This window comes from Streptomyces alkaliterrae (assembly GCF_007097205.2).
Classification (GTDB): domain Bacteria; phylum Actinomycetota; class Actinomycetes; order Streptomycetales; family Streptomycetaceae; genus Streptomyces; species Streptomyces alkaliterrae.
The window spans coordinates 16,521-28,018 of record NZ_VJYK02000030.1 but is presented as its reverse complement, the minus strand read 5'-3'; the positions used below and the strand labels follow the sequence as shown (position 1 = coordinate 28,018).

General features: G+C 73.2%; 15 protein-coding genes. 9 read left to right on the top strand and 6 right to left on the bottom strand.

Features of this window, described 5'->3' with window-relative positions; genetic code table 11:
- From ybaK to FNX44_RS04965, 3 genes are all read right to left on the bottom strand, one after another.
- Window positions 1–479, bottom strand: a 479-nt coding sequence (gene ybaK, locus FNX44_RS04975; protein ID WP_143646708.1) for a Cys-tRNA(Pro) deacylase, incomplete at its 3' end; no start/stop codon positions are given.
- A 19-nt stretch (window positions 480–498) separates the two neighbouring features.
- Window positions 499–1,239 (bottom strand): LON peptidase substrate-binding domain-containing protein, encoded by a 741-nt coding sequence (locus FNX44_RS04970; protein ID WP_143646707.1) that lies wholly within the window; start codon window positions 1,237–1,239, stop codon window positions 499–501.
- 100 nt (window positions 1,240–1,339) lie between these two features.
- Entirely contained in the window at window positions 1,340–2,995 is a 1,656-nt protein-coding gene (locus tag FNX44_RS04965; protein ID WP_143646706.1) for an oxidoreductase, read from the bottom strand.
- Window positions 2,996–3,150: 155 nt separating this feature from the next.
- On the opposite strand from FNX44_RS04965, the gene hisD reads away from it, so the two are divergent.
- Genes hisD through hisF form a run of 8 tightly spaced genes read left to right on the top strand, consistent with a single transcriptional unit; the run spans window position 3,151 to window position 8,968 of the window.
- On the top strand, window positions 3,151–4,515 hold the full coding sequence (hisD, locus tag FNX44_RS04960) for a histidinol dehydrogenase (protein ID WP_407699167.1): 1,365 nt from the start codon (window positions 3,151–3,153) through the stop codon (window positions 4,513–4,515).
- The gene (locus tag FNX44_RS04955) at window positions 4,512–5,666 is read left to right on the top strand and encodes a histidinol-phosphate transaminase (protein ID WP_143646705.1); all 1,155 of its coding nucleotides are present in this window, start codon (window positions 4,512–4,514) and stop codon (window positions 5,664–5,666) included. The genes hisD and FNX44_RS04955 overlap by 4 nt, the downstream gene beginning before the upstream one ends.
- Window positions 5,663–6,256, top strand: a complete 594-nt coding sequence (gene hisB, locus FNX44_RS04950) for an imidazoleglycerol-phosphate dehydratase HisB (RefSeq protein WP_143646704.1) — start codon at window positions 5,663–5,665, stop codon at window positions 6,254–6,256. Before FNX44_RS04955 ends, hisB begins: the two co-directional genes overlap by 4 nt.
- The gene (locus tag FNX44_RS04945) at window positions 6,253–6,408 is read left to right on the top strand and encodes a CG2302 family histidine operon protein (RefSeq protein ID WP_153506862.1); all 156 of its coding nucleotides are present in this window, start codon (window positions 6,253–6,255) and stop codon (window positions 6,406–6,408) included. The genes hisB and FNX44_RS04945 overlap by 4 nt, the downstream gene beginning before the upstream one ends.
- 25 nt (window positions 6,409–6,433) lie before the next feature.
- Window positions 6,434–7,075 (top strand): imidazole glycerol phosphate synthase subunit HisH, encoded by a 642-nt coding sequence (hisH, locus tag FNX44_RS04940; protein ID WP_143646703.1) that lies wholly within the window; start codon window positions 6,434–6,436, stop codon window positions 7,073–7,075.
- Window positions 7,075–7,812 (top strand): bifunctional 1-(5-phosphoribosyl)-5-((5-phosphoribosylamino)methylideneamino)imidazole-4-carboxamide isomerase/phosphoribosylanthranilate isomerase PriA, encoded by a 738-nt coding sequence (priA, locus tag FNX44_RS04935; RefSeq protein ID WP_143646702.1) that lies wholly within the window; start codon window positions 7,075–7,077, stop codon window positions 7,810–7,812. Before hisH ends, priA begins: the two co-directional genes overlap by 1 nt.
- The gene (locus FNX44_RS04930; protein ID WP_143646701.1) at window positions 7,809–8,201 is read left to right on the top strand and encodes a RidA family protein; all 393 of its coding nucleotides are present in this window, start codon (window positions 7,809–7,811) and stop codon (window positions 8,199–8,201) included. Before priA ends, FNX44_RS04930 begins: the two co-directional genes overlap by 4 nt.
- Window positions 8,198–8,968 carry an imidazole glycerol phosphate synthase subunit HisF gene (gene hisF / locus FNX44_RS04925; RefSeq protein ID WP_143646700.1) on the top strand — a complete coding sequence of 257 codons (771 nt, stop codon included), beginning with the start codon at window positions 8,198–8,200 and terminating at the stop codon, window positions 8,966–8,968. Before FNX44_RS04930 ends, hisF begins: the two co-directional genes overlap by 4 nt.
- 58 nt (window positions 8,969–9,026) lie before the next feature.
- On the opposite strand, the gene FNX44_RS04920 is transcribed toward hisF, so the two are convergent.
- A complete protein-coding gene (locus FNX44_RS04920) occupies window positions 9,027–9,758 on the bottom strand; it encodes a MerR family transcriptional regulator (protein ID WP_143646699.1) in 732 nt (243 codons plus the stop codon).
- 59 nt (window positions 9,759–9,817) lie between these two features.
- On the opposite strand from FNX44_RS04920, the gene FNX44_RS04915 reads away from it, so the two are divergent.
- The gene (locus FNX44_RS04915; RefSeq protein ID WP_153506861.1) at window positions 9,818–10,273 is read left to right on the top strand and encodes a DUF6194 family protein; all 456 of its coding nucleotides are present in this window, start codon (window positions 9,818–9,820) and stop codon (window positions 10,271–10,273) included.
- Here FNX44_RS04915 and FNX44_RS04910 read toward each other — a convergent pair.
- On the bottom strand, window positions 10,257–10,751 hold the full coding sequence (locus FNX44_RS04910) for an OsmC family protein (protein WP_143646698.1): 495 nt from the start codon (window positions 10,749–10,751) through the stop codon (window positions 10,257–10,259). The two genes, FNX44_RS04915 and FNX44_RS04910, sit on opposite strands and share 17 nt — an antisense overlap.
- The gene (locus tag FNX44_RS04905) at window positions 10,751–11,383 is read right to left on the bottom strand and encodes a TIGR03085 family metal-binding protein (RefSeq protein ID WP_143646697.1); all 633 of its coding nucleotides are present in this window, start codon (window positions 11,381–11,383) and stop codon (window positions 10,751–10,753) included. The genes FNX44_RS04910 and FNX44_RS04905 overlap by 1 nt, the downstream gene beginning before the upstream one ends.
- Window positions 11,384–11,498: the final 115 nt, after the last annotated feature.

Here is an 11,498-nt window from a genome sequence, read left to right as displayed (position 1 = left end):
GCGGTGTGGGTGACGAGGTCGGTGGGGGTGAGCTCGATCTCGAGGCCGCGTCGGCCGGCCGAGACGCAGACCGTCTCGAACGTCGTCGCCGACGTGTCGACCACGGTGGGGAGCCGCTTGCGCTGCCCGAGGGGGGAGATCCCGCCGCGCACGTAGCCGGTGCTGCGCTCGGCCGCCGCCGGGTCGGCCATGACGGCACGCTTGCCGCCGACGGCGGCGGCAAGCGCCTTGAGGTCGAGCGTGCCGGCGACCGGTACGACGGCGACCGTCAGCGCGCCGTCCACCTCGGCCACCAGCGTCTTGAAGACGCGTTCCGGCTCGACCCCCATCAGCTCGGCGGCCTCCTGCCCGTAGGAGGCCGCGGCCGGGTCGTGCTCGTAGGAGTGGACGGTGAACTCGGCGCCCGCGCGGGTCAGCGCGACGGTGGCGGGGGTGCCCGTCGAGCCCTGCGACGCGCGCTGCTTCTTCGTCTTCGCCACGGGGGGCGGCCTCCTCGGCTCAGTTGGGGCAGGTGGGGCGGCGGGTGAGGTCGACGGCCGGAAGCGACGGCAGCTTGCCGAGCACGGCCGTCTCGCGGCGCAGCAGCCGCAGTTCCTCGGCGAGCCGGGCGGCGGTGTCGGGTCTCTCCAGCAGCCCCTGCTTGGTGACGGTGTCCAGGACGGCCGCCGCGGCCACCAGGTACGAGACCACCGAGGGTTCGTCGGGCAGCTCCTGGCTGCCCGCCAGGGTGCGTTCGTGGGCGCCGGCGAGACGCTTCTGGTAGGCGCGGAAGGCGCGCAGCACGCCTTCCGCGAGCGCGCCCGCGCCCTCGCCCGCCTCCTCCGGCAGTTCCTCGGTCTCGGCCACCAGGAACTCGCCGCCGGTGTCGATCGACCGCAGGCGGAAGCGGGACGTGCCGGTGGCCAGGAGGTCGTAGCCGGAGCCGTCCTCCCGCTCCCGGATGGTGGAGGCGTCGGCGACGCAGCCGACCGAGAAGAACGAAGACAGCGGGTCGGCGCCGAAGCCCTGCGCGGGGCCGGCCGACGGCGTCGCCACGCCGGGCAGTCCGACGGCGGTGGGCGCGACCTCGTGGCCGTCCCGGATGGCGACCACGCCGAACAGGCGGGGCTCGTCCTCGGGGATCTCCAGCAGCGACCGTGTGAGTGCCCGGTAGCGCGGCTCGAACACGTTGAGCGGCATCACGAGACCGGGGAACAGCACGGTGTTCAGCGGGAACAGCGGGAGGCGCGTCGTGGTCACAAACGGTCAGCCTATCGGCCCCCGGCCCGCCGGGGCAGCGCCCCCGGCGCCCCGGCGGCGCAGCGGCGTCACCGGCGGCGCAGCGGCGCGCGGGACAGGGTCACTGGCGACGCAGCAGCCGGGTGGCCCCGGCGGCGACCGTCGTGGCCAGCACCCAGCCGGCCAACACCAGCCCGGTCGCCATCCACTGGTGGAAGCCCTCCGGGCGCCAGGCGGTGTCGTGCCCGAGGTCGATCAGCGGCAGCAGCAGGTCCAGCGCGTACACACCGGCGTCCCAGTGCGGGCTCTCCTCGTCGTTGCGCGGCTCGGGCGCGTTGCTCCGGAAGAACAGCGCGCCCGAGGCCCACAGCAGCAGCATCCACAGCAGTGCCCGGCCGGGCCGGTAGCCGTAGGCGACGGTCCAGTCCTGGAGGTAGCCCCAGGCCTTCCCGGCCAGCGGAAGCGTCTCCCGGCGGCGGCGCTGCTTGGCCAGCAGAACCGTTCGTGCCTCGCTGTCCTCGCCGCCGTTGCGCAGCACGGTCGCCAACTGCTCGTACGGTTCGGCCGAGTACTCGGGCGTGGCGGTGGCCACCCAGCGCAGCCGCTCGGACAGCGGGAACGGTCCGATGGGGATCAGGTGCTCGTAGCTGAAGCCGGCCATCCACAGGCCCTCGTGCTCCGGCCAGCTGTCGGCGCGGTCCACCAGGTTGCCGACGGTCGCGCCGGCGAGGACGACCCGGCCCTCGGTCACCCGTTCCGGAGTGAAGCACAGCTCGGGCGTCTGGACGCGGCGAAGCGACAGCTCCTGGGCGCGTTCCAGCTCAAGCCGCGCGCCCTCCAGTACCAGCGAGTCGCCGAACCGGCCGTCGTCGAGCTTCACCCCGCCGCCGCACAGGAACGGCTGGACCGGCGGCCCCGACGGGTCGGGCGTCGCGTAGGGGCGCAGGAGCGGCCGGGTGCCGTCCCGGCCGGTGAGCGGGTAGCGGGTGCCGGTGGGCGGCGTGCTGCTCAGTAAGTGCCGGGCGCCGGCGTTGCCGAACGACGCGAAGTGCGCGAACCGCGCGACCTCCAGCTGCGGGGCGTGCAGCGCGTACGGGCCGCGCCGGTTGCGCAGCTCGCTGCCGTACATGAACAGCGAGCCGCCGATCCGCGCGCCGCGCAGCGACACCTCGCCGCTCGCCAGCAGCAGGCTCGCCTGGAGATCCTGGCCGACGGTCATCCCGTCGGCGGCGATCGCCCGGCCGCGCCGCCCGCCGCCCACGGTGACCTCGTTGAGCATCAGGTCGGTGCCGATCACGGCGTCGGTGAGCCGGATGCCGCCGGGGATCGAGCAGCGCGGCAGATGCAGATCGCCGTCGGTGGCCAGCCTGGCGGCCTCCAGCCGCGGCAGCCGGCAGCCCAGCAGCCGCCCGGTGGTCAGCCGGCACTCGGACAGCAGCACCTCCTCGTCGAAGCGGCAGTGCCGCAGCTCGAAGTAGGGCTGAACCGTTCCGCCGGACAGATCGAGACGACCGGTGATCAACGCGCCGGACAGGTGCAGCGCCGCCACCCGGCCGAGCAGCGGCGGCGGGCCGTGCAGCAGCAGCGTGGAGATCACCCGGGCCCGTACCGTGCGGCGCGGGCCCCAGACCCGGTCGCCGCCGGGGTCGTCCTCGGCGAGGTCACCGGTGCGCAGGTCGTGCCTGGTGCCGTTCCGGAACGCCTGCCACAGTCCCCATTCGGCGGTGGTCAACCGCAGACCGGCAGGCGGGTCGCCGTCCTCGAGCGGCTCGCTCACGTCTCGCCCCCACTCCCGTGCTCCCCCGCGTACACGCGCGTCCCACTGAGTGACCTGATCAACACTATCGGTCAGGGGTGTCGGTCCGACACCCGTATCACGCACTGATACGGCGAGCGTTCCCGCCCGTGACGTCTGAGACACTGGGTGACGTGCTGCGAGCAATCACCCTGGACCGAATCGACCTGCGCGGAACCGACACCAGCGGCGGCATCGACCGCGACCTGCTGCCCCGCGCCGAACTCGACGTGGAAGCCGCCCTGGAGAAGGTGCGGCCGATCTGCGAGGACGTCCACCATCGCGGCACGGAGGCCCTGCTGGAGTACGCCAGACGCTTCGACGGCGTGGAGCTGGAGCGCGTCCGCGTGCCGGTCGAGGCGCTTCGGAAGGCGCTGGCCGAGTTGGCGCCCGACGTCCGGGCGGCGCTGGAGGAGTCCATCCGCCGCGCCCGCATCGTCCACCGCGAGCAGCGGCGCACCGACACCACCGTGGCGGTCGTGCCCGGCGGCACGGTCACCGAGCGCTGGGTGCCCGTCGAGCGGGTGGGCCTGTACGTACCCGGAGGGAACGCGGTCTACCCGTCCTCCGTCGTGATGAACGTCGTGCCCGCGCAGGAGGCCGGGGTGGGCTCGCTGGCCGTCACCAGCCCGCCGCAGGCCGCGTTCGGCGGGCTGCCGCACCCGACGATCCTCGCCGCCTGCGCGCTGCTGGACGTCGACGAGGTGTACGCGGCCGGTGGGGCCCAGGCCATCGCGATGTTCGCCTACGGCACCGACGAGTGCCGCCCGGTCAACCTCGTCACCGGCCCCGGCAACATCTGGGTCGCCGCTGCCAAGCGCCTGCTGAAGGGGCGGATCGGTATCGACGCGGAGGCCGGCCCGACCGAGATCGCCGTCCTCGCCGACGACACCGCCGACCCGGCGCACGTCGCCGCCGACCTGATCAGCCAGGCCGAGCACGACGTGCTCGCCGCCGCCGTGCTGGTCACGCCTTCCGCCGCGCTCGCCGACGCGGTGGACGCCGAGCTGACCCGCCAGGTCGCCGCGACCAAGCACCAGGAGCGCATCACCGAGGCGCTGGCCGGCCGCCAGTCCGGCACGGTCCTCGTCGACGACCTGGAGCAGGGCCTGGCCGTCGTCGACGCGTACGCCGCCGAGCACCTGGAGATCCAGACAGCCGATGCCGCCGAGGTCGCCGCCCGGGTCCGCAACGCGGGCGCGGTCTTCGTCGGCCCCTGGGCGCCGGTCTCCCTCGGCGACTACTGCGCCGGCTCCAACCACGTCCTGCCCACCGGCGGCTGCGCCTGCCACTCCTCGGGCCTGTCCGTGCAGTCCTTCCTGCGCGGCATCCACGTCGTCGACTACTCGCGGGACGCGCTCGCCGACGTCACCCACCACGTGGTCACGCTCGCCGAGGCCGAGGACCTGCCGGCGCACGGCGCCGCCCTCAAGGCCCGCTTCGACGGCGGCCTCCCCGACACGACGGACAGCGCCGACACCGAGAAGGGCGGTCGGCCGTGACCCGCATCGACGACCTGCCCATCCGCGACGAGCTGCGCGGCAAGTCCCCTTATGGCGCACCGCAGTTGGACGTGCCTGTCCGGCTCAACACCAACGAGAACCCGTACCCGCTGCCCGAAGCGCTGGTCGAGCGGATCACCGAGCGCGTCGCGCACGCCGCGCGCGGCCTCAACCGCTACCCCGACCGGGACGCCCTCGAACTGCGCACGGCCCTCGCCGAGTACCTGACGCGCACCACCGGCCACCGCACCGAGACCGCCGGAGTGTGGGCCGCCAACGGCTCCAACGAGATCCTCCAGCAGCTCCTCCAGGCCTTCGGCGGCCCGGGCCGGCTGGCGCTCGGCTTCGAGCCGTCCTACTCGATGCACGCGCTCATCGCCCGGGGCACCGGCACCGACTGGCTTGCCGGCCCGCGCGGCGCGGACTTCACCATCGACGTCGACGCCGCCCGCGCGCTGATCGCCGAGCAGGCGCCCGACGTGGTGTTCGTCTGCTCGCCCAACAACCCGACCGGCACGGCGGTGGCCGCCGAGACCGTCCTCGCGCTGCACGACGCCGCGCAGCGGGCGGCCCTCGACCGCGGTCGGCGCGGGGCGCTCGTGGTGATCGACGAGGCGTACGGCGAGTTCAGCCACCGGCCCTCGCTGCTGCCGCTGATCGACGGCCGACCCAACCTCGTGCTGTCCCGCACGATGTCCAAGGCGTTCGGCGCCGCCGGGCTGCGGCTCGGCTACCTGGCCGCCGACCCGGCAGTCGTGGACGCCGTGCAGCTCGTCCGGCTGCCCTACCACCTGTCGTCGGTCACCCAGGCCACCGCGCTCGCCGCGCTGGAGCACACCGACACCCTGCTCGGCTACGTCGAGCAGCTGAAGTCCGAACGGGACCGGATCGTCGCCGAGCTGCGCGCGATCGGCTGCGAGGTCACCGACTCGGACGCCAACTTCGTCCAGTTCGGCCGCTTCGACCCCGACGCGCCCGACAGCACCCTGCCGCTGACCGCGAACGCCGTCTGGCAGGCGCTGCTGGAGCACGGGGTACTCGTCCGGGACAACGGCGTGCCCGGCCGGCTGCGGGTCACCGCGGGAACACCGGCGGAGAACGACGCGTTTCTCGACGCGGTACGAGCAGTAATGAAGGAGAACAAGCGATGACCCGCGTAGGCCGGGTGGAACGCACCACCAAGGAAACCTCCGTCGTCGTCGAGATCAACCTCGACGGCACCGGCAAAGTCGACGTGGCCACCGGAGTCGGCTTCTTCGACCACATGCTCGACCAGCTCGGCAGGCACGGTCTGTTCGACCTGACCGCCAAGACCGACGGCGACCTGCACATCGACAGCCACCACACCATCGAGGACACCTCCCTCGCGCTCGGCGCCGCCTTCCGGCAGGCCCTCGGCGACAAGCGCGGCATCGTGCGCTTCGCCAACGCCTCGGTGCCGCTGGACGAGTCCCTGGCGCAGGTCACCGTGGACCTCTCCGGCCGCCCGTACCTGGTGCACAGCGAGCCGGAGAACATGGCCCCGATGATCGGCCCCGACTACGACACCACGATGACCCGGCACATCCTGGAGTCCTTCGTGGCCCAGGCGCAGGTCGCCCTGCACGTGCACGTGCCCTACGGGCGCAACGCGCACCACATCGTGGAGTGCCAGTTCAAGGCGCTCGCCCGCGCGCTGCGCTACGCGAGCGAGATCGACCCGAGGCAGACGGGCATCCCGTCCACCAAGGGCGCTCTGTGAACACGGTCTCCACACTGCTGATCTTTGTCGGTCTGTTCCTGCTGGGCGGAGTCATCTCCTTCTGGAAGCAGGGCATGCCCAAGGGCGTCATCGTCCTGCTGGGCATCTGCTCCGCCATGGCGCTGACCGCCGGCATCCTCCGACTCGAGTGAGGGCGAAGCCACACCGATGAGCCCCATGAGCACAGCCAAGAAGGTCGTCGTCTTCGACTACGGCTTCGGCAACGTACGTTCCGCCGAGCGGGCGCTGGCCCGGGTCGGCGCCGACGTGGAGATCACCGGCGACTACGACCGGGCCATGGCCGCCGACGGCCTGCTGGTGCCCGGCGTCGGCGCGTTCGCCGCGTGCATGCGCGGGCTGACCGCCGCCCGCGGCGACTGGGTCGTCGGCCGGCGGCTGGCCGGCGGCCGCCCGGTGATGGGCATCTGCGTCGGCATGCAGGTGCTGTTCTCCCGCGGCATCGAGCACGGCGAACAGGCCGAGGGCCTGGACGAGTGGCCCGGCACGGTCGGCCCGCTCAAGGCCGACGTGGTGCCCCACATGGGCTGGAACACCGTCGAGGCGCCCGCCGACTCCCGGCTCTTCGCCGGGCTCGACGCCGACACCCGCTACTACTTCGTCCACTCCTACGCCGTGCGCGACTGGGAGCTGGAGACGCACAGCAAGACGATGCGTGCGCCCAAGGTGACGTGGGCGACGCACGGCGAGCGCTTTGTCGCCGCCGTCGAGAACGGCCCGCTGTGGGCGACCCAGTTCCACCCCGAGAAGTCCGGCGACGCCGGCGCACAGCTGCTGACCAACTGGATCGAGAGCCTCTGATGACCGAAGTGACGCCCGCGCTCGAACTCCTGCCCGCCGTCGACGTGCGGGACGGCCAGGCGGTACGCCTGGTCCACGGCGAGTCCGGCTCCGAGACCTCCTACGGCGACCCGCTCCAGGCGGCGCTGGCCTGGCAGCGCGCCGGTGCCGAGTGGCTGCACCTCGTCGACCTCGACGCCGCCTTCGGCACCGGCGACAACCGCAAGCACATCGCCGAGGTCACCCGCGCCATGGACATCAAGGTCGAGCTCTCCGGCGGCATCCGCGACGACGAGACGCTGGCCGCCGCGCTGGCCACCGGCTGCACCCGTGTCAACCTCGGCACCGCCGCGCTGGAGACCCCCGAGTGGGTCGCCAAGGTCATCGCCGAACACGGCGACAAGATCGCAGTCGGCCTCGACGTGCGCGGCACCACCCTGCGCGGCCGCGGCTGGACGCGGGACGGCGGCGACCTCTACGAGACGCTGGAGCGGCTGAACGCCGAGGGCTGCGCCCGCTACGTCGTCACCGACATCAACAAGGACGGCACCCTCCAGGGCCCCAACCTGGAGCTGCTGCGCAATGTCTGCGCCGCCACCGACCGGCCCGTCGTCGCCTCCGGCGGCGTCTCCTCGCTGGACGACCTGCGCGCCATCGCCTCCCTCGTGCCGCAGGGAGTGGAGGGCGCCATCGTCGGGAAGGCCCTCTACGCCAAGGCGTTCACCCTGGAAGAGGCGTTGGAGGCGGTTTCCGGATGACAGTCGAGCGCGTGCAGTCGGGCAGCCCCTGGGAGGACACGATCGGCTTCGCGCGCGCGGTCGCCGTCGGGGACCGGGTCCTCGTCGGCGGCTGCATGGCCATCGTCGACGGCGTCCTGCACGGGGAGGGCGACCCCTACGAGCAGACCAGGACGGCCATCTCGGTCGCCCTGTCCGCGCTGGAGGGGTTCGGCCTCGCCGCCGAGTCCGTCGTCCGCACCCGGCTGTACCTGACGCACGCGCGGGACGTCGACGCGGTGGCCCGCGCCCACAAGGAGGTCTTCGACGCCGTACGACCGGTGTGCACACTCGCCGTCGTCTCCGGTTTTGTGGACTCCCGGGTGCTGGTGGAGGTAGAAGTGGAAGCGTTCCGAGGAGAGAGTCCGTGAGCCTGGCCGTACGAGTCATCCCCTGCCTGGACGTGGACGCCGGGCGAGTCGTCAAGGGCGTCAACTTCCAGAACCTCAGGGACGCCGGCGACCCGGTCGAGATGGCCAAGGTGTACGACGCCGAGGGCGCCGACGAACTCACCTTCCTCGACATCACCGCCTCCTCCGGCGACCGCGAGACCACCTACGACGTGGTCCGCCGCACCGCCGAGCAGGTCTTCATCCCGCTGACCGTCGGCGGTGGCGTGCGCAGCGCCGACGACGTCGACCGGCTGCTGCGGGCCGGTGCCGACAAGGTCGGAGTGAACACCGCCGCGATCAACAGGCCCGAGCTGATCCGGGAGATCGCCGAGCGCTTCGGCCGCCAGGTGCTCGTCCTGTCGGTGGACGCCCGCCGCTGCCTGGAGGGCACCACGACCGACTCCGGCTACGAGGTCACCACCCACGGCGGCCGCCGCGGCACCGGCATCGACGCCGTGGAGTGGGCACACCGTGCCGCCGAACTGGGCGCCGGGGAGATCCTGCTGAACTCCATGGACGCCGACGGCACCAAGAACGGCTACGACACGGAGATGATCGCCGCCGTGCGCCGCCACGTGCACGTACCGGTCATCGCCTCCGGCGGCGCCGGCAAGCTCGCCGACTTCGCGCCCGCCGTCGACGCCGGAGCCGACGCCGTCCTCGCCGCCTCCGTCTTCCACTTCGGCGACCTCCGCATCCCCCAGGTCAAGCAGGCCCTCGCCGAAGCCGGCCACCCCGTCCGCTGACGCCACCCCGTCCGCTGACGCCGCCCCGTCCGCTGACGCCGCACGGACGCCCGACCGCTCAGCGCGCGCCGGGCGTCCCCACGGCGTCGACCACCGCGGCCAGGTCGGCGCCCGCCCGCATCAGCGCCACGGTCCTCGTGCCGATGCCGGCCAGCCGCCTCTCCAGAATCCGCTCGGCGTGCGCCACACCCTCGAACGTCCGCAGCGATTCCATGACCTCGCGCACCGCCGGAACGCCGTACCCGGCGCCGCGCAGGGCGACCACCATCCGGGCCGCCGCCACGGCGTCCACGCCGTAGCGCCGGACCCGCTGCGAGGTCACCCTCTCGGGTCGCACCAACCCCTCCCGCTCCCAGAAACGCAGGGTCGACGTGCGCACGCCGAGGGCCCCGGCGAGCTGCGTGATGGTCATCGCGTCCTGGTCCGCGCCGGGATCGGGGCCTCCCTCCTCGGCTTGGATCGTGCGCAACGCCGCGCGGGCGCGCAGCGCCTCGTCCCGCTCGCCGGCCAGCCGCGCGTGTACCGCGTTGAACGCCGCGGCCGCCTCCGTCACCGTGCCCCGCCACAGCTCTCCCAGCAGCCGCCGGGCGGCCACCGGGCCGACCGCCCCGGCCAGCGCGCGGTAGGCCCGCAACGCGTGGACGTGCACCGGCGCGTAGACCCGGTAGCCGTTGGGGGCGCGGACAGCCGCAGGGACGACGCCCAGCCGCTCCAGATCCCGTACCTGCTGGGTGGAGTAGCCGGTCGCCGCCGCGACCTCGGCGGTCCGCAGTGCGCCCGACGCCGTCATCGGCCGACCCCCTCCACGCGCCCGACTCCACACAAGCACTTCAACGTGACACTCGAACCATGACGAGTATCGAGCAGATCATCTCCGCGGTGGAAGAACTCGACGGCGCGCTGGTGCTGCGCCCCGAACCCGACGGCGACGCGTACCTCTACCACGCCCCCGACGGCCGACCTCCCCGCACCGGCCAGCCCTACGGCACCATCACCACCGCCGACCAGCCCGGCGACACCGCCTCCCACCTCGACGCGCCCGACCGCTGGCGGGTGAACGTGCACGTCGACCGGGGCATCTTCGAAGCACTCACCGGTGAGACGCCCAGCGCCCTGACCCGGCCGCGCGACCACACGGCCGTGGACACCGTGCTGCCGCACCCGGTGTACGGCACCGCGGGCTGGATCTGCGTCGTCAACCCCGGGCCCCGGACGGCCGACACCGTCACCCGCCTGCTGCGCGACGCGCACGAGCGGGCCCGCGCCCGCCACCAGCGTCGGCAGCGGCTCAGTCCTGGACGCTGATCACCGGTTCGTGGTGGATCGGGAAGTCGACCGAGCGGGCGATGAAGCACAGCGCGGGCACCTCGCCGTGCAGCGTGCGTGCCTTCTCCACCATCGACGCCTCCGCGACCGTCACCTCGGGGCGCAGCGTGACCCCGGTGATGCGGCCGCTTCCGCCGCCGTCGTCCATGGTGAGGACGCCGTGCGCGCGGTCCTCGTACGCGGTGACCGTGACGCCGTTCACCGCGCACAGGTGGAGGTAGGAGAGCATGTGGCACTGCGCGACGGACGCGACCAGCAGCTGCTCGGGGTTCCACCGGGTGGGGTCGCCGCGGAACGCCGGGTCGGCCGAGCCCGCGATGCCCTGCCTGCCGTCCGCCAGGACGTCGTGGTCGCGGCTGTAGGAGCGGTAGCTCTCGGTGCCCGAGCCGAGGTCGCCGGTCCACTCGACGGTGACGTCGTACTCGTGCCGGTCGAGTCGACCGCGCGTCGCCGCCATCACAGCCCCAGCGGGGCTCGCGCGGCGCGTTCGACGGCGACCTCGTCGCCCTCGGCGCGGACCTGGGCGACCTGCTGGCGACCGGAGGCGTACAGCACGAGTTCGCCCGGCTCGCCGGTCACCGTCACCACCGGGACGCCCTTGCGCAGCACAGCCGTCTGCCCGTTCGTGCGGCGAAGGACGAGGCCCACCGGGCTCTTGCGGCCGTAGATCCGGCCGCCCGCCTCCAGCCGGCGCCACAGCGCGTCGGCGAAGACCGGGTCCAGCTCGCGCGGCTTCCAGTCCGGGCGGGCCCGCCGCACGTCCTCACTGTGCAGGTAGAACTCGACGACGTTCGACGCCTCGTCGACCTGCTTGAGGGAGAACGGCGACAGTTTCTGCGGCCCGGCGCGGAACATCTCCACCAGCTCCTGGTAGGGCTTGGCGGCGAACTCCGCCTGCACCCGTTCCAACCGGGCCTGGAGCGGTTTGATCACGATCCCCCCGGCGGCGTCCAGCCGTCGTTCGCGGACCACCAGGTGGGCGACGAGCTGGCGGGTGGTCCAGCCGTCGCAGAGAGTCGGGGCGTCGGGGCCCGCCTCCTCCAACAGGTCGGCCAGGGCTCGGCGTTCGCGTGCGGCGTGGGTAGACATACCGCCAGCCTACGACCGCGGGGCGGCGTTCGGCTGGAGGGGACGCCCGGGCGGTGCGGCGCGCGGGCGACCGGCCGGCGGTTTTCCCCGCGCGGCCGGTCGGCGGCAGAATGTG

Bases quoted from the DNA above. Each gene is read 5' to 3' on its own strand.
- hisB (WP_143646704.1), top strand. From the start codon at position 5,663: ATGACCCGCGTAGGCCGGGTGGAACGCACCACCAAGGAAACCTCCGTC.
- hisH (WP_143646703.1), top strand. From the start codon at position 6,434: ATGAGCACAGCCAAGAAGGTCGTCGTCTTCGACTACGGCTTCGGCAAC.
- priA (WP_143646702.1), top strand. From the start codon at position 7,075: ATGACCGAAGTGACGCCCGCGCTCGAACTCCTGCCCGCCGTCGACGTG.
- FNX44_RS04930 (WP_143646701.1), top strand. From the start codon at position 7,809: ATGACAGTCGAGCGCGTGCAGTCGGGCAGCCCCTGGGAGGACACGATC.
- FNX44_RS04920 (WP_143646699.1), bottom strand. From the start codon at position 9,758: ATGACGGCGTCGGGCGCACTGCGGACCGCCGAGGTCGCGGCGGCGACC.
- FNX44_RS04915 (WP_153506861.1), top strand. From the start codon at position 9,818: ATGACGAGTATCGAGCAGATCATCTCCGCGGTGGAAGAACTCGACGGC.
- FNX44_RS04910 (WP_143646698.1), bottom strand. From the start codon at position 10,751: ATGGCGGCGACGCGCGGTCGACTCGACCGGCACGAGTACGACGTCACC.
- FNX44_RS04905 (WP_143646697.1), bottom strand. From the start codon at position 11,383: ATGTCTACCCACGCCGCACGCGAACGCCGAGCCCTGGCCGACCTGTTG.